This window comes from Deinococcus sp. AJ005 (assembly GCF_009017495.1).
GTDB lineage: Bacteria > Deinococcota > Deinococci > Deinococcales > Deinococcaceae > Deinococcus.
The window spans coordinates 1,542,794-1,566,844 of the sequence record NZ_CP044990.1 but is presented as its reverse complement, the minus strand read 5'-3'; the positions used below and the strand labels follow the sequence as shown (position 1 = coordinate 1,566,844).

The window sequence follows — 24,051 nt, the reverse complement described above, 5'->3', positions numbered from 1 at the left end:
ACCTCCGCCGCAGATTCACGCGGCATGACCCAGAAGGGCGAAACCCTGCTGGAAGTCCGCAATCTGGAAAAATACTTTCCCATTCGTGGCGGCCTGCTGTCGCGCGTGGTGGGCAACGTTAAGGCCGTCAACGACATCAGCTTCAAGCTGGCGCGTGGTGAAGTGGTGGGGCTGGTGGGCGAGTCTGGCTCCGGCAAGACCACGGCGGGTCGCGCCATCCTGCGCCTGATCGAACCCACCGGCGGCGAGGTGATCTTCAACGGCACCGACGTGACCAAGCTGTCCAAGGGGCAGATGCGCGACTACCGCCGCGAGATGCAGATCATCTTCCAGGATCCCTTCGCATCGCTGAATCCGCGCATGACGGTCTCGGACATCATTGGCGAGGCCATGCAGATTCACAACCTCAATCCAGGTAAGGGCCGCATCGACCGGATCGCCGAACTGCTGCAAAAGGTGGGATTGCGCCCGGAACACATGCGCCGCTACCCGCACGAGTTTTCCGGCGGTCAGCGCCAGCGCATCGGGATCGCGCGCGCGCTGGCGGTGGATCCGCTGTTCATCGTGGCTGACGAGCCGGTCTCGGCGCTGGACGTGTCGATTCAGGCGCAGGTGGTCAACCTGATGCAGGACCTTCAGGAAGAGCTGGGCCTGACCGTGCTGTTCATCGCGCACGACCTGGCCGTGGTGGAGTACATCTGCGACCGCATCATCGTGATGTATCTGGGCCGCATCATGGAGATCGCGCCCAGCCACGAACTGAATAACAATCCCAAGCACCCCTACACCGAGGCGCTGCTGTCTGCCGCCCCGGTGCCGGATCCCACCATCAAGCGCCAGCGCATCATCTTGGAGGGGGACATTCCCAGCCCGATCAATCCGCCGAGCGGCTGCGTGTTCCGCACGCGTTGCCGCTATGCCATTGACGACTGCGCCAAGGTGGTGCCCGAACTGCGGGAGATCGCGCCCCAGCACTTCAAGGCGTGTATCCGCGACGACGTCCTGTAGACAGGTTTTTTCCACAAGAGTCCGTCTCCTTGGCTGGGGACGGACTTTTCTAATTCTCGTCTGACTGACCCTCTCACATCTCATAAAGTGGCATCGGCAACTATGCGTGTATGAAAACGACACTGCTGCTGGCCGCTGCCCTGGCTCTGGGAACGGCGAACGCCACCGACCTGCGGATCTATCCCTCATTCGCCGAGGTGCGGCAGCCTGTGACCAGTACAGGCAATACCCTGAATGTGTCGCTGCCGCAGCAGGCATGGCAGAACGTGCTGCCCGGCTCGCTGGAACTGGACGGGCTGGCCTTCGGCAGCGCCGTGCAGAAGCTAGAGGCCAACTGGCTGAGTGGGCTGGAAGGCAAGACAGTGTATCTGGTCAAGGCGACGTCAGAGGGTGAAAAGACCGAACCTGTGACCCTGATCCGCGCCAGCGACCTGCTGGTCAAGGACGCGGCAGGCCGGTATTTCAACGTCCGTTACGAGCAACTGCGCTTCGATACGCCGCCGCCCACCAATCCCGTCAGCCCCTCGCAGACGCTGACCTACAACCTGCCGAAAGCGGGAAGCGGCACGCTGGTCTACCTGACCCGTAGCGTGGGCTGGTCTCCGCGCTACACGCTCAAGGCCAGCAACGCGGGCGCGCAACTTTCGGCCCTGGCCGACATTCGCAACACCACCGAACTGCCGTATGACGTGAAAGACACCGAATTGTATTCCGGCGATGTGAGCGTCCAGGCCAACCCGAACGCACAGGCCAACTTCGAGGCAGCGGACATGGTGATGCGGGCGGCCCCAGCCCCCGTTACCGCGTCGGCCCCCAAGATCGGCAGTGGTTCGGAGTTGCGTGGACTGTACCGCTACGCGCTGTCCACACCGTTCACGCTGCCCGCCAACAGCGTGGTGACCCTGCCGTTTCTGACGCCCAAGCTGACCAATTTCGAGCGCTACGTGGGCCTCAACACCTACTTTAACGTTGCCACCCAGACGGGCACGCTGGACCGTTCCTACCGCTTCAAGGCCGACGCCCGCCTGCCCGCTGGCCCGATCACCGTGCGCGAGGAGGGCCGTCTGGTGGGTCAGACCCGCCTGGACGAAACCCGCGAGGGCGGCACGGTGGAGTTCAGTCTGGGCGATGACCCCGATGTGGAATACACCCGCACGGTTCAGACCGTCAATCAGGCCAAAAACAGCAAGGGTGAAGTGATCAAGACCACTTACAAGGTCACCTACGCTTTCGAGAGCAGCAAGGACCGCCCCATCCGGGCAGAGGTTACCGAGCGCGTCGGCGGGCGAATCATCATCATCGACAGCACCGCGCCCACCAAGAACGGAGGTATTGCCAGCCTGAAGGTGGATGTTCCCGCCAAGGGCAAGGCCAGTAAGAGCTTCACGGTAGTGGTGGACAACTCGTAAGCTAAGGAAATAGCACCGCCGCCAGAGCGCAAATGCTCTGGCGGCGGTTTTTCAGCTTCAGTCTGATTCGAGCGTTGGCGGCAGTTGAGGAACGCCTCCAGCCTGACAGGCCGGGCAGATGCCCTGAAATTCTACCCTGGCCCCGGTGATTTGCCAGTCGTGGCCCTGGCCCTGAGGTTGCAAGTCAGGAAGACTGAGGAAGACGTCTAGGAGCCTGTTGCACTGGTTACAACGCAGATGCGAATGCGGGGTCAGGTTGGTGTCATACCGCAACTCGCCGCCGTGGCCGATCACCTCGCCGATCAGACCATGCTCGCTGAACACGCGCAGATTCTGATACAGCGTGGCGATGGGAATGGGTTCTCCGGCCAGCCGGAAGCGTTCGGCGATCTCTTCCGGCGTGAAGTGCCCATCGGTGTGCGAGAAGAATTGTAATAAACGCAGGCGGGGCTGGGTGGTCCGCAGGCCCCGCCGTTCCAGATGCCGCTGGAGTTCAGAGAGGGTCAAGGCACATCACGTTCATGACCCCATTCTAGCGTGGAAAATCTCACACTGTTCTTCCACCGCTGATCAGCTTCAGGCCATCTGGGCTTCGCGCTTGCCTTCCATCTTTTTCTTATTCTCGCGGACGGCTTTCAGGCCCTCGTCCACGCGGCGACCGTAATCGGCGTCGCACTGGGTGAACAGTTCCACCATGCGGGCCTGCACCTCGGGAATGGCCGCCGAGATGTTCGCCACGAGGGTGTTGATCAGGTCGTCGCGCTCGCGGTCATCGTAGGCGCGGTACTGCTCGCCCGCCTGCTTGAAGTCGTTGGTGCGCTCGATGCTGGCGCGCTGCACGCGGCCCTCAACGTGCGGGCTGTATTCGGGCAGATCGCGCGGGGCTTCCTTCGGGCCATTCATGCTGGACGGCTCGTAGTTGACGTGCGGGTTCTGGCCGGGGACGCTGTCCACCCGGTAGGTCATCTGGCCGTCACGCTGGTTGGTGGCCACTGCTGCGCGGGGCGAGTTGATCGGCAGTTGCAGGTAGTTGGGACCGACGCGGTAGCGCTGGGTATCCGAGTACGAGAAGGTGCGGCCCACCAGCATCTTGTCGTCGCTGAACTCCAGCCCGTCTACCAGCACGCCGGTGCCGAAGGCGGCCTGCTCCACCTCTGCAAAGTAGTTCTCGGGGTTGCGGTTCAGGGTCATCATCCCTACCGCCATCATCGGGAACTGGTCTTCAGGCCAGATCTTGGTGTCGTCCAGCGGGTCGAAGTCCAGCTCGAGGTGTTCGCCGTCGGTCATCATCTGCACGCGCAGTTCCCACTGGGGAAAGTCGCCGCGCTCGATGGCGTTATACAGGTCTTCGGTGGCGTGGTTGAAGTTCTTGCCCTGGATCGCCTCGGCTTCCAGCTGGGTCAGGTTCTTGACGCCCTGCATGGGTTCCCAGTGGTACTTGATCAGGGTGCCCTCGCCCTTGTCGTTGACCCATTTGTAGGTGTTCACGCCGCTGCCCTGCATCTGGCGGTAGTTGGCGGGAATGCCCCACGGCGAGAACAGGAAGGTCAGCATGTGCATTGATTCCGGCGTGTTGCTCATGAAGTCGAAGATGCGCCCGCCGTCCTGGCGGTTGGTCACCGGATCAGGTCTCAGCGAGTGGATGACATCTGGGAACTTGATCGCGTCGCGAATGAAGAAGACCTTGAGGTTGTTGCCCACCAGATCCCAGTTGCCGTCCTCGGTGTAGAACTTGACCGAGAAGCCGCGCGGGTCACGCAGCGTTTCGGGGGAATGGCCCGAGTGGATCACGGTGGAGAAGCGCACGAACACAGGCGTTTCCTTGCCCTCGCTCTGAAATAGCTTGGCGCGGGTGTACTGGCTGATGCTCTCGTCGCCCACCTTGCCGTAAGCCTCAAAGACGCCGTGTGCGCCTGCGCCGCGTGCATGTACCACGCGTTCGGGAATGCGCTCGCGGTCAAAGTGACTGATCTTCTCCAGGAACTGGTAGTTCTCCAGCGTGGCCGGGCCACGGGTGCCCACGGTGCGCTGGTTCTGGTTGTTGCTGACGGGGTGGCCCTGGCGGGTGGTCAGGGTCTGGCCGCTGTTGTCCTTGTTCTGCTTGCTGTCTCTGGCTTCGATCATGGGGAACACTCCTTGGGGAGGGGTGGCAGTGGACGGGCTGCCGGAACAGGGAAAAGCCGGGCGCACGCCCGCGCACCCAGTCTCCTTAATCATAATGATTATGAATTAAGATGTCCACCACAAAGGATGAACATCCCCCCATGAATTGCTTAGGCGACTAAACGATCCCGCCCAGGTACTCCACCACGTCTGCCTTGATGGGCATGAAATAGGCGTGCTGGCCGCGTTCACGGGCAAACGTCAGTAGCTCGCCCGCAAAGCGGCGGTTCCACTCCAGCGTGGGCTGAAACTGCCGGGGGAACACCGCGTGGTTGCGCGTGCGCCAGTACCCCTCTGAACCCTCGGAGGTGACCGAGGTGGCCCCCCACCAGACCTCTGCACCCTCAGGCAACAGGTCGGCGTAGGCGTCCATCAGGCGCAGATCGAAGAACGGCTGGGTGAAAAAGCCGCAGGCCCCGGCCTCCAGCTTGCGCTCCAGGTAATCCTGCTCGCGCGACAGCGACTGGCGGTAGGGGTCCAGGCCCGCATAGATCTTCAGGTGTGGCAATTCCCGGCGAATGCGGCGGATGGCGGCCTCGGCGTCCACGTTGTAGACCTTCGCGCTCATATCGCTGGGGGCGTCCCCGGTGATCACAATGATCTCGTCGATGCCGTGTTCCTCCAGATGCGCAGCCATCGGCAACGGCTCGCGTGGATTCAGATCAACAGCCCGGATGTGTGGAATGGCCCGGTAACGCGGACGAGCAAAGCCACAGCCATGCCATGAGCGCGTGGAAAAGCGCGGGAAGTCAGGAATGTTGATGGTGTCTGCGCCGGGCAGGTGTTCGGCCACTGTTGCCAGCTCGGCCCTTAAACCGGAGCGCGAGCGGGGCACGAGTTCGATGGAGATGCGGGTCACTGTGGGCTACCTGCGGCGACGGTTTCAAGGGTCTGAGGGGCTTCGACGATTGTGACGGCCTGGGCCGCAGGATCGTAGGCCAAAAGCGGCCCAAGCCAACGCTCCGCTTCCTCCACAGCCCAGCCCTTGCGCCCGGCGTAATCCTCCACCTGATCGCGCCCGATGCGGCCCACGGCCAGATACCGCGCTTCCGGGTGGGCGAAGTACAGGCCTGACACGGCGGCGGCAGGAGTCATGGCGCAGGACTCGGTGAGTTTCAGCCCAATTTCCCCAGCATTCAGCAGCGAGAACAGCGTGCGCTTCTCAGTGTGATCCGGCTGGGACGGGTAGCCAGGGGCGGGGCGAATGCCGTCGTAACGTTCGCGAATCAGGTCGTTGTTGTCCAGCGTTTCGTCGGGCGCGTAGCCCCAGTACTTGACCCGCACGTCGCGGTGCAGTTTCTCGGCGAAGGCTTCGGCCAGTCGGTCTGCCAGCGCCTTGATCAGAATGGAATTGTAGTCGTCGTGATCGGCTTCAAATTCGCGGGCCAGTTCCTCCGCGCCGTGAATGGCAACGGCGAAGCCTCCGATGTGATCGCCCCGGTACGCAATGAAGTCAGCCAGTGCGCCATTGGGGGTGGCCTGTTCGCGCTGCTGGCGCAGGGTGTGGAGGACGGCCATTTCCGGTAGCGGTTCGCGTCCCGCCGCGATTTCATGGGTCTGGTGGTCCAGCGTGTCGCTGAGCGGCTCCGTCTGATGGGTATGGACTTCCACCAAGATGTCGTCGCCGCGCCGCTCGGCAGGCCACAGGCCAATCACGCCTCTGGCGGTCAGCAATCCCTCGTTAATCACGCGCCGTAGCAAAGCCTGAGCGTCGTCAAACAGCGTGCGAGCCTGCTCTCCACGGATCGGATCAGTCAAAATGTTGGGGTAGATGCCCTTCATTTCCCAGGCGATGAAGAATGGCGTCCAGTCGATGTAATCCAGCAACCCGGTCAGCGGCTGCTCGATGATCTGGCGTCCCGGTTCACGCGGCGCGGGTGGCACGGCGGGAGAAATACGCGGCGCACGTTCGCGGGCCGTCTCCAGCGGAATCAGCCGCACCTCGCGCTTGCCGTGGCGTTCGCGCAGGGCGTCGTATTCCACCTTGATGCGCGCCTGCACGCCTGCTAGATCGGCCAGGATGTCTGCGGTGGTGGTCACGGCGCGGCTGGCGTCCAGCACATGCACCACCAGTCCGGCGTAGGCCGGGTCAATCTTGACCGCCGTGTGCGCCCGGCTGGTGGTGGCCCCGCCAATCAGCAGCGGCAGCGTCACGCCCCGTCGCGTCATCTCACGGCCCACGCCCACCATCTCGTCCAGACTAGGCGTAATCAGGCCGCTCAATCCGATCACGTCCGCGCCGATGCGCTCGGCCTCGTCCAGAATCTTCTCAGTGGGGACCATCACGCCCAGATCGGTGACCTGATAGCCGTTGCAGGCCAGCACCACGCCCACGATGTTCTTGCCGATGTCGTGGACGTCGCCCTTGACGGTGGCGAGAAGGACTTTGCCTTTCCCCCCGGCCTCCTGCTTCTCGGCCTCCATGTACGGCGTCAGGTGGGCCACAGCGCGTTTCATCACGCGGGCGGATTTGACCACCTGCGGCAGAAACATCTTCCCGGCCCCGAACAGATCGCCCACCACGTTCATGCCGTCCATCAGTGGCCCCTCAATGACCTTCAACGGCGAACCCAGTTCGCGGTACGCTTCCTCCGCGTCTTCCACCACGAAATCGGTGATGCCGGAAATCAGGGCATGCTTGAGGCGTTCGCCCACCGGACGCTCTCGCCACTCGCTCTGGGCGGCGGCCTCGCGCTTGACGCCTTTATACTCCTCGGCCAGCGCCAGCAGGTTCTCGGTAGCGTCCGGCGTACGGGCCAAGATCACATCCTCCACAGCGTCGCGCAGTTTCGGCTCGATGTCCTCGTACACCGCCAGCATCCCCGCGTTCACGATGCCTATGTCCAGCCCGGCGCGGATGGCGTGATATAGAAAGACCGAGTGCATCGCCTCGCGCACATGGTTGTTGCCCCGGAAGCTGAACGACACGTTGGATATTCCGCCCGACACCAGCGCACCCGGCAGATTGGCCTTGATCCAGCGCGTTCCCTCAATGAATTCAAGTGCGTAACGGTCATGTTCTTCCATGCCCGTCGCCACCGTCAGCACGTTGGGGTCAAAAATGATGTCCTGCGGCGGAAAATCGGCCTGTTCTGTCAACAGTTTGTAGGCGCGAGAGGTGATTTCCTTGCGGCGTTCCAGGTTGTCGGCCTGCCCGCGCTCGTCAAAGGCCATGACCACGGCGGCAGCGCCATAACGCCTCAGCAGCCGCGCCCGCTCCAGAAACTTTTCCTCACCGTCCTTGAGGGAAATGCTGTTCACCACGCACTTGCCCTGCACCCGCTTGAGGCCCGCTTCCAGAATGTCCCAGCGGCTGGAGTCCAGCATCAGCGGCACCCGGCTGATGTCCGGCTCCCCGGCCAGCAGATTCAGGAACTTGACCATCGCTTCCTCGCCGTCCAGCATCCCCTCGTCAAAGTTGATGTCCACGATCTGCGCGCCGTTTTCCACCTGCTGCCGCGCGATCTTGAGACCCGTGTCGTAATCCCCGGCCAGAATTGCCTTGTTGAATCTTGGACTGCCCGTGACGTTGGTGCGCTCGCCCACGTTGACGAAATTCAGTTCTGGCGTGACGGTCAGGGCTTCCAGACCGCTCAGGCGCAGGAAGGGCGGCAACTTGGCAGGGGTGCGCGGCGTGATCCTCGCCATCTCGTTGGCAATGGCGCGAATATGCTCCGGCGTGGTGCCGCAGCAGCCCCCCACGATATTGACCAGCCCTTCGCGAGCAAAGTCGGCCAGCACGGAGGCAGTGTGTTCAGGGGTTTCATCGTACTCGCCAAAGGCATTGGGTAGGCCCGCGTTCGGGTGGACGGATACCAGCGTTTCGGTATTTGCGGCAATCGCCCGCAGGTGGGGCCGCAGCAGATCTGCCCCCAGCGCACAGTTCAGGCCCAGACTGAAGAGGTTGGCGTGGGCCGTGCTGATGGCGAAGGCTTCCGGCGTCTGCCCGCTCAACGTGCGGCCCGAAGCGTCGGTGATCGTGCCGGACAGCATCACTGGAAGCGTCTTGCCCGTGCGTGCGAAGGCTTCCTCGCATGCAAACAGCGCGGCCTTGGCGTTCAGCGTGTCAAACACCGTTTCCAGCAGCAGCAGATCAGCCCCGCCCGCGATCAAACCATCGGCGGCGGCGGCGTAGGCTTCTACCAGACTGTCAAAGGTGACGTTGCGGAATTCCGGGCGCTCCACATCCGGGGATAAGGTGGCGGTACGGTTCGTCGGCCCGATGGCCCCGGCCACCCAGCGTGGTTTGCCGTCCTGGGCCTCAAATTCGTCGGCCACCTCGCGGGCCAGCCGTGCGCCCGTCTCGTTCATGGCGTAAGCCAGGGCCTCGGTGCCGTAATCCGCCTGGGAAATGGTGGTGCTGTTAAAGGTGTTGGTGCTGGCAATATCCGCACCCGCCGCAAAATACTCGCGGTGAACGCCCTGGATCACGTCGGGGCGGGTGAGTTGCAGCAGGTCAAAATTGCCCCGGTACATCCGCAGGGGGTCTGCGCCTTCAAACCTGAAATCGGCCTCGTTCAGATTGGCCCGCTGAAGCATGGTGCCCCACGCGCCGTCCAGCACCAAGATTCGTTCACGCGCCGCAGCGCGAATGTCCCTGTTCATTGTCCACCTCTCATTATTAATTCAAAAAAACAGACCGCGTGTGCGGCCTGAGAGTCTTGATGCGCCCAAATTCAACACAGCGCCCGCTTCCGGCCATCGCGTCCTGCCCGCGCCATCGTCGGCGCACCCCAGCAGGAGGCTTTTCTGTCAGGCACCATTGCCGCTATGGGGGCGGGTTGCCGCGTCGTCAGTGGGCAGAAAAAACCCTCGGACGCTCTGGATGACCGCGCTTTGGAGGCGCGATAGGGGGAGGATAGCGCGGCACAGAGGGGACAACAGGGGGGTGGGGTGGACATGTCGATGGATCAATATCAAGAGCCAACAACGTAAGAGGTGACGATAGATATCTCGTAAGAATTCTGAGATATGAGTCTTTATAGCCTAAACCGTCCTGCGAGAGTCCGACTTGGTCGAAACCATGTGTACTGTGGCGCTGCTTTCCGGTCGAAGAGAGGAATAATATGAGATTATTTTTTCCATTGTTAGTTACTGGTATTTTGTTAAATTTTTGCGCGGCTTCCGCTGAGACCTCTAATCTCACTGGCACAACCCTGTGTGTGGATGACGAATCGTTTACCGCTGACATTGGCTCACTTGGCTCGACGAGTAGCAGTGTGGCCCAATCGCTTTATGATTATTTCGTGGCTTCTGCCAAGGCTCAGGGCATTCCTTTTGAAGAGATGGGTGCCACTACCTGTGAAGAATACCCGCTTACCCTCAATTTCGGAGCAACGACTGGAACACCTCGCGCGTGGTCCGGCGAACTCAATATCTGGGATCTCTCTGCCTATGCGTCGCCAAACACCAAAAATAATTACACTGAGGCCGTGAGTATCTGGAGATCAGCCTCCTATGGTGTATTAGCCAGCAATGATGGTTTGGCTGTTTATTTAATCAATGAAGGTAAAACGATAATCAACTCGTTTCTCAAGGATTACAAATCTGCCAACTAGGCTTTACGGATGGGTCAAATTTTAAACTTGTCAGATTGGGCGTTTGGTATATGCCATGTGACCAATCTGATTTTCATTTTTCTTGTCATCGCCGCCCGCAACGACGATAAGGTTTACCGACTGATGGGGCGGCGCTTCGGCTGACTCTTCCGGTTACTTCTTCAATTCACTCTTCAATGTGTCGAAGGCGGCGGGGCGGCTCAGCAAGCGCCAGTTCAACTTGTTCGCGCCGCTCAGTTCGCCCACGCGTTCGCTGGCACAGTCATAGGTGGCGTTGGTTTTCCGCATGATCGGCCAGATCACGGCGGCAGCGCGTCCGGCCACATCACGCCTCTGCACCGTGCCGAACAGGCGCGAGTCCTCCGAGCCGTTGGCGGTGCGGTTGTCGCCCATCACGAAGTATTGGGCGGGCGGTACGGTGATCTCGGCCTGATCGGGCATCACGCCCGCGCGGCTGGAAGTGGTGTTGTTCGCCAGTTCGCTCTGGTTGTCCCAGCAGCCCTGCTGCCGCCAGTAATCGGTGGTCCACCCGGAATCCAGCTTGACGCCGTTCACGGTGACCTCGCCGCCCTGCACCTTGACGGTGTCACCGGGCAGGCCGATCACGCGCTTGATCAGGAAGGGGCGGTAGTCCCACAACCCCAGAAAGTTCTTGTTCAGGTTGCCGATCTGCGCGGACGCCGCCGCCGGGGGCTTGAAGATGACGATATCGCCCCGGCTGAAATCACCGACGCCTGCCTTATGCAGCCACGTCTCGTACTTGGGCACGAAGACCCGCTCGCGGTCCCGCAGGTTGGGCATCATGCTCACGCCGTCCACGCCCACCAGGGTGGCCACGAACTGGGTGATCACCACGGCAAAAACAATGGGTTCTAGAAAATCCTTCCAAACTTTTTGCAACGTGGAGGGCGCGGTGGACTGGAGTCTGGTCATGCACCGCGCAGGATAGCGGATTAAGGGTTGATGGAAGGTTAAAGACGGGCGGCGGCTGCCGGGTTGTTGCGCGGTTCAGCTCTCAGCTCTCGCCCAGCAGCGCTTTCAGGCGCGGCAGGTCTTCCAGCGCCGCGTCCCGGCCCGCCGCGATGGCCTGATCGGTGCGGTTAAAGTTGATCAGATCAATGTTGCCCAGGCGGGGGCGCAGCAGCACGTCGGGGCGGTAGAGGCTCAGGCGCGCGTCGGTCAGTTGCGCCTGCATGATCTCCACCGCACGCCTCAGCGCCCGCACCGGACTCAGGTGGGCCTCGCGCTTCCACAGTAGGACGCGGCGTTCGTGCAACTCCAGCGGATCGGGGGCCGTCACGTCCACCGCCAGCACCTTGCGGACCCCTAAAAACAGCGCGGCGTCCACCGGCACCTGATTCAGAATGCCGCCGTCCGAAAGCAGCATGTCGCGCATGGGCACGCTGTCCAGTGCGCCGGGATAGGCACTGGTGGCGCGCAGCGCATCAAACAGGCTGCCGCGCGTAAGGTAGACGCCCCGGCCCGTCAGCATGTCGGTGGCCGTGATTGCCAGGGGGATGGGCAGTTCCTCGAAGGTCTGTGGCAGGTTCTGGGCCAGCCAGCCTTCCATCGCTGAAATCTTGAGCAGGCCGGTGCCGGGCCGCCAGTCCAGCAAGCGACGCCACGACACCGTGCCCGAGATGCGTTCCAATTCAGCCCCGCTGTAGCCCGCCGCGATAAACGCCCCCACCAGCCCGCCCATGCTGGTCCCGGTAACCACGCTGGGCCTCAGTCCCGCTTCCTCCAGCACCTGCCACACGCCGATATGCGCCAGCCCACGCGCACCGCCGCCGCCCAGCACCAGACCGTAACCGTTCATTTCCCGCGCCTGCCGCTGCACATGCAGGGATTGTAGTCCTGCCGCGCTGCTGCTGGAAACCGAATCCGGCTGCCAGGAACGCAGGCACCGGCACGTCCATGAGTGCAAAATACCTCTGGAAATGTCAGTCTGATAGCGTCTATGTCAATTGCTTCAGTCTGCCCGGTCCAACTGGATTAACATGTGGTGAATGGCTCTGGCAGGACAGGTGGTTGGAGAGGGCGTGCGGTTGGTCAGGCCAATCGGGCGCGGCTCTCACAGTCTGGTTTATTTTGCGGTGGATGCGTTCGGTCAGCCCTGTGCCGTCAAGGTCTTCCGCTCCGATATGAATGCCTTTGCTGACCGTGAATTCGAGCATGCCAGCGGGCTGGACCATCCCCGGCTGGCCTCCGTGCTGGGCCGGGGCACCCTGGAGGACCGTCCAGTACTGATCAGCACCCTGGCACGCGGCGAGGTGCTGTTCTCGCGCTACGTGCGGCGGCCCGCCCTGCACACCGAGCGCCGCGCCTTTCTGCTGACGCTGGCGCACGTGCTGGACGCGCTGGCGTACCTGCATTCCTGCGGGCTAGTCCACCGCGATATCAAGCCGGAAAACATCGTGGTAGAGCCGGACGGCAGCGCCAAACTGGTGGACCTGGATCTGGCTGGCCCGCTGCTGGAAACCTTCCCGGTGCCCACCCGTTTCGGCACGGCGGCCTTCCAGAGTCCCGAGGCGGCGCGCGGTGAACCGCTGGGGCCGGAGGCAGACCTGTACGGGGTGGGCATGCTGCTGGGCTGGGGGATCTTCGGCTCGCTGCCGGACCCCACCCGCCCCGCGCCGTACCACCCGGACCCGCTGTGTTCGCTGTACCTGACCCTGACCCGCCGGGATCCTCAGCAGCGCCCCAGCGACGCTGCCTGGGTTCGCGCCCGGATTCTGAAGCTGTCCCGTGTGAACTCCTGAACCTGAGAAGCTGGCAACAGAACAGCGAAAGAAGCCGCCAGCAGGAGTTTTCCCGCTGGCGGCCTCAAATGTCCGTTTGCTACTCCAGCAGGATGCGCGCCTCGTTGGGCCGCAGCTTCGCGCCGCTACTGGGTTGATCGTTGAATGAGCTGAGCAGCGACTGACCTGCTGCCACCTCGCTCAGATCGCGTTCGTGTGCGCCGAAGTTCAGCAGCACCGTCACGCTCTGCCCGTCCAGCGTGCGGCGGAAGGCGAACACGTCCTTGTGACCGCTGTCCACGCTCTGATAGTCGCCGCCAACGAGAGCAGGATGCTGCTGCCGAAGCTGTGTCAGCACACGGAAATAATTCAGGTCGCTCTGCGGGTCCGCCTCCTGCGCCTGCACGTTCACGGTGGCGAAGTCGCCCGCCAGCGGCAGCCAGGGTGTCGTGTCCGCTGCGCTGAATCCCGCGTTGGGCGAAGCGTCCCACTGCATCGGCGTGCGCTCCGGGTCGCGGCTGGCAGCGGGGGCGTCGGGTTGTTGCAGGCCCGCCGGGTCCACCATGCGGTCTCGGGGAATATCCACGTCCTGCATGCCGATCTCGTCGCCGTAATACACCGTGGGCGTGCCGCGCAGGGTCAGCAGCAGGGTCTGGGCCACACGGTACTGCGCCGCCCCCAGGCGCGATTTGAAGCGGCGCTGATCGTGGTTGCCCAGCACCCAGTTGGGCCAGGTGCCGATCTTGCGACACGCGGCGTCGTAGCTGTCGGCAAATTCGCGCACCGCCGCCGCCTGCCAGGGCCGCAGGATCAGGTGGAAATTGAAGGGCAGATGAACCATCGGGGCCTCTGGGGTTCCGGCGTAGGGCAGCAACTGCTCCACCGGCAGGTAGATCTCGCCCACCATCATCCGGTCATCGAACTCGTCCAGAACCGCCCGCATCTCGCGGATGTACTGATGGGTCTCCGGCTGGTCCTGGGTGTAGATGTGAGAAACGCTGTTGTGTTCGATGTCGCCGGGGGTCCACTCCGGGTTGGCGGGTTCGTCCAGAAAGCGTTCGTCCTCGGCCAGCAGCCAGATCACGTCCACCCGGAAGCCGTCCACGCCCCGGCGCATCCAGAAGCGCAGCACCTCGAACATGGCGGCCCGCACGTCCGGGTTGCGCCAGTTCAGGTCCGGCTGGGTGGGCAGAAACTGGTGCAGATAGTACTGCCCGCTGGCCTCATCCAGTGTCCAGGCTGGGCCGCCAAAAAAAGATTTCCAGTTGTTGGGCAGCCCACCGTCCGGGCCGGGATCGCGCCAGACATACCAGTCGCGCTTCTCGCTCCCTTTGCCAGTCAGCGCTTCCTGAAACCACGCGTGATCCGAGGACGTGTGGTTGGGCACGTAGTCCAGCATCACCTTCAGCCCCAGCCCGTGCGCCTCCTCGACCAGCGCGTCGAAGTCGGCCAGATCCCCGAACAGTGGGTCGATGTCGCAGTAGTCGGCCACGTCATAGCCAAAGTCGCGCATGGGACTGGTGAAGATGGGGGACAGCCACGCGGCCTGGACCCCCAGGCTCTTCAGATACGGCAGCCGCGCCGTGATGCCGCGCAGATCGCCCACGCCGTCGCCGCTAGCGTCCTGATCTGCACTGTCCTGAAAGGAACGCGGATAAATCTGGTAGATGATGCCGCTCTGCCACCACTTGAGTTGCTCGACCGTGTCTGTCATAGGCAGAGGGTAGCAGGAACGTGGCACCGACTTAATCGATTCAGAACACTTAGAGAGCAAAGGTGGAATAGCCCGTCCGGTGTCTTCAGTTCGCCGGGGTGTCGCTGCCCAGCCGCACCGTCACATCTGCGCCCGGCACGCCTTGGGCCTGCACCACCTGCCCGTGGCCCACATCCTGCAAAATGCGGCCTGCCTGGGGACCGGTAATGGTGGTGGTGGCGTTGCCCTGCGGCCCATTGGCGACGCTGACCCGCAGGTAGCCCAGGCCCTCCAGCTTTTCTTGCAGGCGGCGGGCGCTGCCGCTGGGGGCAGCGGTGTTGATCACGGCGATACTCAGGCGGCGCGGGTCGTTGGGGTCGGTGAAGTTGTTCTCCACCACGGTGGCCAGCGCGGCGCGGTCCGCTACCCAGGTGCCGCCGCCGCCAAAATTGCCGGGGACGGTGTGCATGGCGACCTTCGGGCCACTCAGGGCCGCGCCCAGGATCCCGGCCACCTGCGCCCGCGTCAGGTTGCTTTTCATGTTGCGGTCCACCGCACCCACCATGCCGGGCATACGCCACCAGTTCAGCGGGCTTTTGATCTTATTCAGAAGCGCACCCAGAAAATTCTGCTGCCGCGCCACCCGCCCGATATCGCCCAGATTGTCCTTGCGAAAACGCAGGTAGCCCTCGGCCTGTTCGCCGCTGAGGTGCTGCCGACCCGCCTTGAGATCAATGTGCAGTTTACCCGCGTTGTCGTCGTATTTCATGTCCTGCGCCACATCCAGCGTCACGCCGCCTGCCGCCTGGGTCATGGCGCGCATGGCGTTCAGCGACAGCAGGGCGTAGGCGTCCACCTTCACGCCAGTCAGGTTCTGGACCGCGCCCACCAGCGTTTCGGGGCCGCCGTGTGGGTTGGAGCCGTTGATCTTGCCCCAGCCGTTGCCCGGCACATTCACCCAGGTATCGCGCGGAATGCTGAGCATGTTGGTGGTCCCATCAGGGCGCAGTTGCGCCAGCAAAATGGTATCGGTCAGGCCGCTGTAGTCCTCCGGGCGGGCGGGCCAGGGCCACACCGGGGCACTCTCGTCGTACTTGGGGGTCACGCCGGCCAGCAGCAGCGTGACTGGCCCATCGGCCTTGTGGGGAACCGTTCCATAACGCGCCAGAAAGGGAAAGGCTGGAGCCGCCACCGCCACCACACCTGCTAGAACCACCAGAAGAATCACACGCCGACGCACGCCCAGAGCATAACGGCTGCGGGGTGAGGAAGGCGTGCGGCTTTTGGATGACGGGCAGTGAGGAACTGCCGCGCAGGAAGCAAAAGCAGAGGCCGAGCCTTTTCAGGTCCGGCCTCTCACTCCTGATCAGATCAGTTCAGGGTGATCTTGTTTGCCTTCAGCGTGCTGCTGGCGCTATCGATCTCACCTTCGACGGCCACGTTGGCGGCGGCGCGGTCAGTTCCGAAGAAATCCTCGGCGGTGGTGGCGGTCCCCTCAAACACCGTGTCGGGGCTGATCGTCACCGCGTAATTGGCGTCGTTCTCGTTCAGGGTGAAGGTCTGAGCCGTACCGTCAAAGTCAGCCACGGTTCCTTCCAGGCCGTCGCCCACGGCCATATCGACTTCCTCACCTGCGCCTGCATCGTCAGCGTTGGTCAGCGTGCTGTCCGCGCCAGGATCGGCGGCATTGTCGGCAGCGTCAGTGGTGGCGTCGCTCACGGCGTCGGCGGCATTGTCTGCGGCACCGGTCACCGCGTCGGCAGCGGTGGTGGCAGCGTCGGCAGTCGCGTCAGCCGCAGTGGTGGCGGCGTCGGTCGTCGCGTCGGCGGCTGTGGTGGCCGCGTCCCCGATGGTGGTGTCCGTCGTGGTGGCCGCAGTGTCATTCTTGGGCGTGCAGGCGGCGAGCATGGAACCGGTCAGCAGGATCAGCAGGATATTTTTCATGCCTCGATTGTCCTTTCTGTTCCATTGCCCAACATGAAAAAACCCCCGATGAACCTTTACACCCGCCGGTTAAAGGCAACATGAAATCAAAAAAATCCAGGCTGATCTTTATTGCGCTGAACGGCCATCGGGTCTGATAAAGCCTGTGTCAGCGGCGAAACATGGCCTCGCGGTCAGGCTGCTTGTGGCGGGGGCTTCCCTGGGTGGACCGGGGATTATGGAGAGAATGTAAAAGTCCCGTCCTCCACGGAAACATTGACCCTGCCTCCGCCTTTGAGCCTGCCAAAGAGCAATTCATCGGCCAGCGGACGTTTGATCTGTTCCTCGATCACGCGGGCCAGCGGACGCGCGCCCATCTGCGGGTCATAACCCAGTTCGGCCAGCCGGGCGCGGGCCTCAGCCGAGACCTCAAGGCTCACCTTGCGCTCGGCCAGTTGCGCCTCCAGCTCGCGTAGGAACTTGTTCACGATCCCGGCCATGACCTCACGGGACAACGGGCGGAAGTAGATCACGGCGTCCAGCCGGTTGCGGAATTCAGGAGTGAAGGTGCGCTTGACCGCTTCGGCCTCCTCGCCCGCACGGCCCTCGCGCCCGAAGCCCAGGGCCGGGCGGCTGGCGTCGGCGGCCCCGGCGTTGGAGGTGAAGACCAGGATCAGCCCGCGCCCGTCCACCTTCTTGCCCGCGTGATCGGTCAGCGTGCCGTGGTCCATCAGTTGCAGGAAGACGTTGTACACGTCCGGGTGCGCCTTCTCGATCTCGTCCAGCAGCAGTACGCCGTGCGGGTTTTTCGCTACCGCATCGGTCAGCAGGCCGCCCTGATCGAAGCCCACGTAGCCGGGGGGAGCGCCGATCAGCCGGGCGACAGTGTGCGCTTCCTGATACTCGGACATGTCAAAGCGTGCGAGGTGAATGCCCAGGCGGTCTGCCAGGGCGCGGGCCAGCTCGGTCTTGCCCACGCCCGTCGGCCCGGCGAACAGGAACGCGCCCTGCGGCTTTTGCGGATCGCGCAGGCCCGCGCGGGCCAGTTTGACGGCGCTGGCAACGGCCTGAACTGCCGCGTCCTGCCCGAACACGCGCCCCTGCAAGTCTGTTTCCAGCGTGGCGAGCGACTGGATTTCCTCGGCCTTGACCGCGCCTACCGGGACACGGGCCATCCGGGCGACGGTGGCCTCCATATCGGCCACGTCGATCTGGCCGCCCACCCCGGCGCTGCTGCGGGCGGCCCCCGCTTCATCGATCACGTCGATGGCCTTGTCGGGCAGAAAGCGGTCCCGCAGGTGGCGCACGCTCAGGCGCACGGCGGCGTCCAGCGCCTCGGGCGTGTACGTGACGCCGTGGTGCTGGGCATATTTGGGGGCCAGCCCGCGCAGAATCTCCAGCGCGTCGTCCTCGGAAGGTTCGGCCACGTCCACGGTCTGAAAGCGTCGCCACAGCGCCCGGTCCTTTTCCAGATGGCGCAACTCGGCAGGGGTGGTGGCCCCCATCACCCGCAGTTTGCCGCGTGCCAGCGCGGGTTTAAGCAGGTTGGCCGCGTCCACGTTGCCGCCCTCGGTGGCCCCTGCGCCCACCAGCGTGTGCAGCTCGTCGATAAAGAGGACGCTGTTTTTGCCGTCCAGCGCTGCCAGAACCGCCTTCAAACGCTGTTCAAAGTCGCCCCGGTAGCGCGTTCCGGCCAGCAGCGCCCCGAGATCGAGGGCGTAGACGGATGCGCCTTTCAGAAATCCGGGCGCTTTGCCGTCTGCCACGCGTTGCGCCAGTCCCTCGGCCAGCGCCGTCTTGCCCACCCCTGGCTCGCCCACCAGCACGGGGTTGTTCTTGCCGCGCCGCGCCAGGATATGCACCGTGCGCGTCAGTTCGGCGTCGCGCCCGATCACCGGGTCAAATTCCCCAGCTTTCGCGGCGGCAGTCAGGTCCTGGGTGTACGCCTCCAGCGGGTCCTGTTCAGCCTCAGCTTCCGGCGCACCTTCCTCGGTGCCAGCCACGCGGCGTTCCCGGCCCCGGCCTTCCACCTTGGCGGTGCCGTGTGACACGTAGGCCAGCACGTCCAGCCGGGTCACGCCCTGGGCTTCCAGCGCGGCGCGGGCCGGGGAGTCGTCTTCCTCCAGCAGTTCCACCAGCACGCGCGCCCCATCTGCATCCTGGCTACCCTTGCCGCTGGCGTGCAGTTGCAGCACTGCGCCCTGCACGACGCGGTGAAAGCCCAGCGTGAAATCCGGCTCGGAATCTTCCACCGATTCCAGCCGATCCAGTTGCGCCTCCAACTCGCCGCGCAGGTGTTCCACATCCGCGCCCACGGCCAGCAGCGCGTCACGGCCTTCCGGGTCATGCGTCAGCGCCAGCAGCAGGTGTTCCAGGGTCACGTATTCATGCCCGGCCTCCCGCGCGTAATCGGCGGCGCGGGCAATCGTGACTTGCAGATGATCGCCGATCATTCCTGTGCCTCCGGTTCCGCCACCACACGCAGCGGGTGGCCTTCCTGGCGGGCGTGGGCCGTGACCTGCGCCACCTTCGTCTCGGCCACGTCGCGGGTGTAAACCCCGGCCACACCCTGGCCCTTGTGATGTACCGCCAGCATGATCATTTCTGCGTCACCCTCGGTCTTACGGAAATACTGGGAGAGGACCATCACCACAAAATCCATCGGGGTGTAGTCGTCGTTAAGGAGCAGCACGCGGTACAGCTTGGGGCGCTGCGTCGTGGTGCGTTCAAGTGTCTGGGTGCGGCCCTGTTCGTCACGGCCACCGTCTCGGCGCGTCATACCGGGAGTGTAGCGGGCGCGGCGGGCAGGTAGCGGGGCAGAGGTTACGGACGGTGGGGATGCTGAGGGGATCAGGCGAGGTGAGGGGTTATACAGATTCCGTTTGTAACGCGGTAGAGATCGGGAAAGCGTAGGTCTCTACACTCCACGCCCGGAACCTGTTTTTCTCCTTCTCGCATTCGTCATCAACAGACTGTCGTCGTGGAAGAGCACCCTTATGGGGCTACTCCTCCCCATGAGGACGCTCTTCCTCTGCGGCGCAGCTCTGCGAGTCCCGCTCGGATTTCCAGGCGTTTTCAACATCTTTCAATCGGAGTCCATATCACTTCGATCTGCAATCTTTCCTGGCTCTGAAGCAAACCTCAACTTTCCCCCCACCCCCAGCCCACGCGCCTAAACTGCGCCCCATGTGGTGCAACTCGTGTGGATGAAACTGCTGCTGGCCTTTATTCCGATCAGCCTGCTGCTGGAGTGGGTCTTCCACGCCCCGCCACTGTGGATTTTTGCCACCTCCGTGATCGCCATCATTCCACTGGCCGACCTGCTGCGGCAGGGCACCGAGCAGATTGCGGCGCGGGCCGGGCAGACCATCGGCGGGCTGCTGAACGTGACCTTCGGCAATCTGGCCGAGCTGATCATCGCCATTTTTATTCTGCTGGGCGGCAACACCACGGTGGTCAAGGCGCAGATCACCGGCAGCATCATCGGCAACGCGTTGCTGGGGCTGGGCCTCGCCATCCTGATCGGCAGCTTTGGGCGGGAGCGACAGAAATTTAACCGCGAGAATGCCGGGCAGCTCAACTCCATGCTGTTTCTGGTGGTCATCGCCCTGCTGATCCCGGCCCTGTTCGACTACACCGAACGCCTGCCGGATTTCCTGGCGGGCAGCGCAGCGGCCCGCGGCAATCTGGACGAGTACCTCAGCCTGGGCGTGGCAGGCGTGCTGATCGCCGTCTATGCCCTGAATCTGGTGTACACGCTGGTCACACACAAGGACGTGTTCGCGCGCGGCGAGGAGGAAGGGGAACACGACGACAGCCTAACCCTGTGGCCCGTCTGGAAGGCCGCCGCCGTGATGGTGGGCGCAACCGTGTTGATCGCGGTGGAATCCGAGATGCTGTCCGGGGCGCTGGAGGCCACCAGCACGCAACTGGGCCTCAGCCCGTTTTTCCTGGGAATCATCGTGCTGGCGGTGGTGGGCAACTTCGCCGAGTACATTGCGGGCAGTTACTTTGCGCGGCAGGGCAAGCTGGGGCTGGCCGTGAATATCGCCGTTGGGGCCACGATTCAGGTGGCGCTGTTCACCGCGCCCGTGCTGGTGATCATCTCGTACCTGATCGGCAAACCGATGAATCTGGTCTTTTCCAGTCCGCTGGAACTGGTGGCGATTGTGGCGGCGGCGCTGACGGTGACCACCGTGACCAAGGACGGCGAGGCCACCTGGTTCGAGGGCGTGCTGCTGATCGCGGTGTATCTGCTGCTGGCACTGGCCTTCTTCTTCGTCACGCCCAGGATGGAGGGTGAGGCGGCCACCCTTCCCATTTCCTCTTTGTCCACTCCGCCCGCGCACGTCCACAGCCTCAGACTCTAAACTCGCGCCCATGAGCCATTCGTTTACCCCCCCATTTACTGCACAGCGACCCCTGCGCGTCGCCGTGATCGGCAGCGGCCCCAGCGGCGTGTATGCTGCCGAGGCCCTGATCAAGCAGACCGCCCTGCCCACCGAAGTGGATGTGTTTGACCGTCTGCCCACCCCTTACGGTCTGGTGCGCTACGGCGTCGCCCCGGATCACCTGACCATCAAGAGCGTGACCAAGGGATTCGAGAAGACCTTCAGTGATCCGCGCGTGCGCTTTCTGGGCAACGTGGAATTTGGGAAAGACCTGACCCACGACGACCTGAAGGCGCATTACGACGCGATCATGTACACCGTGGGGGCCAGCGGGGACCGCCGCCTGGGTATTCCCGGCGAGGACCTGAGCGGCTCCATGAGCGCCACCGAATTTGTGGCCTGGTACAACGGCCACCCCGACGCCGCCGCCCGCGAGATGGTGCTGAGTGCCACCGGAGTGGCCGTGGTGGGCGTCGGCAACGTGGCGCTGGATGTGAGCCGCATCCTGCTGAAGACGGTGGACGAGTTGCAGACATCGGACATCGCCCCCCACGCGCTGGAAGTGCTGGAGAACAGCCCGGTCAAGGACGTCTGGATTCTGGGGCGGCGTGGCGCGGCGCAGGCCAAGTTCACCACCAAGGAACTGCGCGAATTTGGCGAGCTGTCGGACGCCGATCCGGTGGTCAAGCCCGGAGAGGTGGCGGTGGACGAGGTTGCCGAGGCCGCCATCACCGACAACGTGGTCAGGAAGAATCTGGAGGTGATCCGCGACTTCGCGGGCCGCACCCCGGAAGGCAAGCCGCGCCGCATCCACCTGCGCTTTTTGGTGTCTCCGGTTGAGATTCTGGGAGACGAGAATGGCAATGTTTCGGGTCTGAAAATCGAGCGCAATACGCTGGACGCATCCGGCAACGCGGTGGGCACCGGGGAAACAGAGGTGTTGCCCGTGCAGATGGTCCTGCGCTCGGTGGGTTACCGGGGCGTGGCCCTGCCGGGCGTGCCGTTCGATGAGAAACTCGGCATCATTCCCAACACGGAAGGGCGGGTGGAGGGACGCACAGGCGAGTACACCTCCGGCTGGATCAAGCGCGGTCCCAGCGGCGTGATCGGCACCAACCGCAAGGACTCCACCGACACCGTGGCCCACCTGATCGCGGACGCAGAGGCGCTGCCGCCCGCTGCGAAGGCCAGCCGCGCCGACATCGACGCCCTGCTGCAAGAGCGCGACGTAGACGTCTACACCTTCGCCGACTGGCAGGCGCTGGATACCCATGAACAGGCGCAGGGCCAGGCGCAGGGCCGCCCCCGCGCGAAAGTGGTCCACAAGCACGAGATGCTGGGCCACCGCCGGAAGTAGCTGGAAGTAGAGCGTCAGGCAAACAGAGCGGGCGGGCATTCGTCTCCGCCCGCTTTGCCATACTTTTTCCCTGATGGACGCCCTGCATTCCGACATCCTGATCATCGGCGCTGGCCCAGCCGGACTGCATGCGGCTTTCTACGCCGCGTGGCGCGGCCTGAAGGTGCGCGTGCTGGAAGCGCGGGGCGAGGTGGGTGGCCAACTGAGCGCCCTGTACCCGGACAAACGCGTGTACGACGTGCCAGGATTGCCCGGAGCGCGGGCGGCGGAACTGGTGGCGCATCTGCTACGGCAACTGGACGGGCTGGACGTGGACATGAGCGTGAATAGGGTGGCCCGCGAACTCGAAAAAGTTGACGACGGCTGGCGGGTCAGCACGGACGGGGACACTTTCACAGCGGGCGCGGTCATTCTGGCGGCGGGCCTGGGCGCATTGTTGCCCCGCGCGGCCCGCGTCCCCGGCGCAGACTCACATCCTGATGTCCAAACGGACCTCCCCGATCCCGCTGGATTGAACGGGCGGCGTGTGCTGATCGTGGGCGGCGTCCCGCAGGCAGCGAGGGCGGCGCTGGAGCTTTCGGAGGCTGGAGCGGACGTCACGCTGACCCACAGTCGGGCCTTGTTCCGGGGAAATCCAATGACGCTGGAAAAGCTGGAGGCTGCGCGAACCAGTGGAGGTTTCGAAATCCTGGCCCCCGCCCGCCTGCTCAGGCTCACGCCGCAGGGCGCGGAACTGGAGATGGACGGCACAGCCCGCAGCATCAAGGCCGACACCGTACTGATTCTGGGTGGTTACCTGCCAGACCTCTGCCCCATTGGAGCGTGGCCACTGGACTGGCACGGCGAATACGTCCCGGACGCTCCCGGCGGACGCACCGTGCTGGAAGGCGTGTACGTGGTGGGCGATCTGGCGCAGTCAGGCGGCGATTTCAAGTTGATCTCTGTGGCGTTTGCGCAGGCCGCCATCGCCGCCAACCACGCCGCGCATCACGTCCGGCCCGAACTGAGGGTCAGACCAGGGCACAGCAGCGAGAAACGCTGACTGCTCTGTCCCTCTCTCTCTGCCTGAACTAGAACTGAGTCGTCTGCGGCCCGTTCACGCCCGCCGCCTCCAACAGGCCCACCAGTCCCAGCGAGAAGCCGTCGTTCAATCTGGCCCACTCGGGGGGAAAGGGCTGGGTGCGGGTCACGTCGTTGGGGACCACCACCAGCCTCATTCCAGCAGCGACAGCAGCGATTCCGCCGTTCAGGCTGTCCTCCACGGCCAGACAGTCCTGTGCGCGCAGGCCCAGGCGCTGGGCGGCCAGCACATACAGTTCCGGGTCTGGCTTGACGCGCCGGACATCGTCACTGGTACACAGGACTTCAAACAGATTCAGCAGCCCGTGCTGCTCCAGCCAGCGCGTGACCCAGCGGCGGTCACTGCTTGTGGCCAGGGCCAGCGGCCATCCGGCAGCATGCAAGCCCTCCAGCACGCCGCGCACGCCGGGGCGCAGATCCTGCCCCGCGATGTCGGCCAGGATGCGCTCATGCAGCCCAGCATGGACGCTCTCGCGGTCCGCCTGCACCTCCTCGGGCAAACCCGCCCAGGGATCGAACGCCCCCCAGGTGCCGATGCCGCGCTGCCAGTCGGTCAGCGCCAGCTCGCGCCCATGCTGCTGATAGAGCTGCTGCCAGTGCCAGAATTCGCGGGTCTCGGTGTCCAGGATGGTGCCGTCGAAGTCGAAAACGACGGCGCGCAGCGCGTCAGGCGTGGAGGCAGAGGATGACAGCATGGGCCGCAGTCTAAACGCCGTGCCCCTGCGCCG

The 24,051-nt window shown here is 63.7% G+C and carries 19 protein-coding genes; 7 read left to right on the top strand and 12 right to left on the bottom strand.

Features of this window, described 5'->3' with window-relative positions; all coding sequences use genetic code 11:
- The first annotated feature begins 24 nt into the window (after positions 1-24).
- A complete protein-coding gene (locus DAAJ005_RS09400) occupies positions 25-1,008 on the top strand; it encodes an ABC transporter ATP-binding protein (RefSeq protein WP_151848485.1) in 984 nt (327 codons plus the stop codon).
- Between the two features lie 110 nt (positions 1,009-1,118).
- A complete protein-coding gene (locus DAAJ005_RS09395; protein ID WP_151846893.1) occupies positions 1,119-2,417 on the top strand; it encodes a DUF4139 domain-containing protein in 1,299 nt (432 codons plus the stop codon).
- Between the two features lie 57 nt (positions 2,418-2,474).
- Here the strand turns inward: DAAJ005_RS09395 and DAAJ005_RS09390 are convergent, their stop codons facing one another.
- From DAAJ005_RS09390 to metH, 4 genes are all read right to left on the bottom strand, one after another.
- Positions 2,475-2,924 (bottom strand): Fur family transcriptional regulator, encoded by a 450-nt coding sequence (locus DAAJ005_RS09390; protein ID WP_151846892.1) that lies wholly within the window; start codon positions 2,922-2,924, stop codon positions 2,475-2,477.
- Between the two features lie 69 nt (positions 2,925-2,993).
- A complete protein-coding gene (locus DAAJ005_RS09385; RefSeq protein ID WP_151846891.1) occupies positions 2,994-4,541 on the bottom strand; it encodes a catalase in 1,548 nt (515 codons plus the stop codon).
- Positions 4,542-4,698: 157 nt separating this feature from the next.
- Positions 4,699-5,439 (bottom strand): methylenetetrahydrofolate reductase, encoded by a 741-nt coding sequence (locus tag DAAJ005_RS09380; RefSeq protein WP_151846890.1) that lies wholly within the window; start codon positions 5,437-5,439, stop codon positions 4,699-4,701.
- Positions 5,436-9,185 (bottom strand): methionine synthase, encoded by a 3,750-nt coding sequence (gene metH, locus DAAJ005_RS09375; protein WP_151846889.1) that lies wholly within the window; start codon positions 9,183-9,185, stop codon positions 5,436-5,438. The genes DAAJ005_RS09380 and metH overlap by 4 nt, the downstream gene beginning before the upstream one ends.
- A gap of 461 nt (positions 9,186-9,646) precedes the next feature.
- On the opposite strand from metH, the gene DAAJ005_RS09370 reads away from it, so the two are divergent.
- On the top strand, positions 9,647-10,138 hold the full coding sequence (locus DAAJ005_RS09370; RefSeq protein WP_151846888.1) for a hypothetical protein: 492 nt from the start codon (positions 9,647-9,649) through the stop codon (positions 10,136-10,138).
- Positions 10,139-10,291: 153 nt separating this feature from the next.
- Here DAAJ005_RS09370 and lepB read toward each other — a convergent pair whose 3' ends face one another.
- Entirely contained in the window at positions 10,292-11,071 is a 780-nt protein-coding gene (lepB, locus tag DAAJ005_RS09365) for a signal peptidase I (protein ID WP_151846887.1), read from the bottom strand.
- An 82-nt stretch (positions 11,072-11,153) separates the two neighbouring features.
- Positions 11,154-11,978: a patatin-like phospholipase family protein gene (locus DAAJ005_RS09360; protein WP_226342663.1), complete on the bottom strand. Its 825-nt coding sequence runs from the start codon at positions 11,976-11,978 to the stop codon at positions 11,154-11,156.
- 169 nt (positions 11,979-12,147) lie between these two features.
- On the opposite strand from DAAJ005_RS09360, the gene DAAJ005_RS09355 reads away from it, so the two are divergent.
- Complete coding sequence (locus tag DAAJ005_RS09355) at positions 12,148-12,900, top strand: serine/threonine-protein kinase (RefSeq protein ID WP_151846886.1); 753 nt, start codon at positions 12,148-12,150, stop codon at positions 12,898-12,900.
- A 79-nt stretch (positions 12,901-12,979) separates the two neighbouring features.
- On the opposite strand, the gene DAAJ005_RS09350 is transcribed toward DAAJ005_RS09355, so the two are convergent.
- The 5 genes from DAAJ005_RS09350 to clpS form a co-directional block, all read right to left on the bottom strand.
- Entirely contained in the window at positions 12,980-14,593 is a 1,614-nt protein-coding gene (locus tag DAAJ005_RS09350; RefSeq protein WP_151846885.1) for an alpha-amylase family glycosyl hydrolase, read from the bottom strand.
- An 85-nt stretch (positions 14,594-14,678) separates the two neighbouring features.
- Positions 14,679-15,812, bottom strand: a complete 1,134-nt coding sequence (locus tag DAAJ005_RS09345) for an LCP family protein (RefSeq protein WP_151846884.1) — start codon at positions 15,810-15,812, stop codon at positions 14,679-14,681.
- 131 nt (positions 15,813-15,943) lie between these two features.
- Complete coding sequence (locus DAAJ005_RS09340) at positions 15,944-16,516, bottom strand: hypothetical protein (RefSeq protein ID WP_151846883.1); 573 nt, start codon at positions 16,514-16,516, stop codon at positions 15,944-15,946.
- 215 nt (positions 16,517-16,731) lie between these two features.
- Positions 16,732-18,948 carry an AAA family ATPase gene (locus DAAJ005_RS09335; RefSeq protein ID WP_151846882.1) on the bottom strand — a complete coding sequence of 739 codons (2,217 nt, stop codon included), beginning with the start codon at positions 18,946-18,948 and terminating at the stop codon, positions 16,732-16,734.
- On the bottom strand, positions 18,945-19,274 hold the full coding sequence (clpS, locus tag DAAJ005_RS09330; RefSeq protein WP_151846881.1) for an ATP-dependent Clp protease adapter ClpS: 330 nt from the start codon (positions 19,272-19,274) through the stop codon (positions 18,945-18,947). The genes DAAJ005_RS09335 and clpS overlap by 4 nt, the downstream gene beginning before the upstream one ends.
- A gap of 421 nt (positions 19,275-19,695) precedes the next feature.
- Here clpS and cax point away from each other — a divergent pair, with 421 nt between their 5' ends.
- From cax to DAAJ005_RS09315, 3 genes are all read left to right on the top strand, one after another.
- Positions 19,696-20,865, top strand: a complete 1,170-nt coding sequence (cax, locus tag DAAJ005_RS09325) for a calcium/proton exchanger (protein ID WP_151848483.1) — start codon at positions 19,696-19,698, stop codon at positions 20,863-20,865.
- Between the two features lie 10 nt (positions 20,866-20,875).
- Positions 20,876-22,243 carry an FAD-dependent oxidoreductase gene (locus DAAJ005_RS09320; RefSeq protein WP_151846880.1) on the top strand — a complete coding sequence of 456 codons (1,368 nt, stop codon included), beginning with the start codon at positions 20,876-20,878 and terminating at the stop codon, positions 22,241-22,243.
- Positions 22,244-22,316: 73 nt separating this feature from the next.
- The gene (locus DAAJ005_RS09315) at positions 22,317-23,285 is read left to right on the top strand and encodes an NAD(P)/FAD-dependent oxidoreductase (RefSeq protein ID WP_151846879.1); all 969 of its coding nucleotides are present in this window, start codon (positions 22,317-22,319) and stop codon (positions 23,283-23,285) included.
- 28 nt (positions 23,286-23,313) lie between these two features.
- On the opposite strand, the gene DAAJ005_RS09310 is transcribed toward DAAJ005_RS09315, so the two are convergent.
- Positions 23,314-24,018 (bottom strand): HAD family hydrolase, encoded by a 705-nt coding sequence (locus DAAJ005_RS09310; protein WP_151846878.1) that lies wholly within the window; start codon positions 24,016-24,018, stop codon positions 23,314-23,316.
- Between the last annotated feature and the right edge of the window lie 33 nt (positions 24,019-24,051).

Coding starts and splice junctions, on each gene's coding strand:
- DAAJ005_RS09400 (WP_151848485.1), top strand. CDS start 25: ATGACCCAGAAGGGCGAAACCCTGCTGGAAGTCCGCAATCTGGAAAAA.
- DAAJ005_RS09395 (WP_151846893.1), top strand. CDS start 1,119: ATGAAAACGACACTGCTGCTGGCCGCTGCCCTGGCTCTGGGAACGGCG.
- DAAJ005_RS09385 (WP_151846891.1), bottom strand. CDS start 4,541: ATGATCGAAGCCAGAGACAGCAAGCAGAACAAGGACAACAGCGGCCAG.
- metH (WP_151846889.1), bottom strand. CDS start 9,185: ATGAACAGGGACATTCGCGCTGCGGCGCGTGAACGAATCTTGGTGCTG.
- DAAJ005_RS09370 (WP_151846888.1), top strand. CDS start 9,647: ATGAGATTATTTTTTCCATTGTTAGTTACTGGTATTTTGTTAAATTTT.
- lepB (WP_151846887.1), bottom strand. CDS start 11,071: ATGACCAGACTCCAGTCCACCGCGCCCTCCACGTTGCAAAAAGTTTGG.
- DAAJ005_RS09355 (WP_151846886.1), top strand. CDS start 12,148: ATGGCTCTGGCAGGACAGGTGGTTGGAGAGGGCGTGCGGTTGGTCAGG.
- DAAJ005_RS09350 (WP_151846885.1), bottom strand. CDS start 14,593: ATGACAGACACGGTCGAGCAACTCAAGTGGTGGCAGAGCGGCATCATC.
- DAAJ005_RS09340 (WP_151846883.1), bottom strand. CDS start 16,516: ATGAAAAATATCCTGCTGATCCTGCTGACCGGTTCCATGCTCGCCGCC.
- DAAJ005_RS09335 (WP_151846882.1), bottom strand. CDS start 18,948: ATGATCGGCGATCATCTGCAAGTCACGATTGCCCGCGCCGCCGATTAC.
- clpS (WP_151846881.1), bottom strand. CDS start 19,274: ATGACGCGCCGAGACGGTGGCCGTGACGAACAGGGCCGCACCCAGACA.
- DAAJ005_RS09320 (WP_151846880.1), top strand. CDS start 20,876: ATGAGCCATTCGTTTACCCCCCCATTTACTGCACAGCGACCCCTGCGC.
- DAAJ005_RS09315 (WP_151846879.1), top strand. CDS start 22,317: ATGGACGCCCTGCATTCCGACATCCTGATCATCGGCGCTGGCCCAGCC.
- DAAJ005_RS09310 (WP_151846878.1), bottom strand. CDS start 24,018: ATGCTGTCATCCTCTGCCTCCACGCCTGACGCGCTGCGCGCCGTCGTT.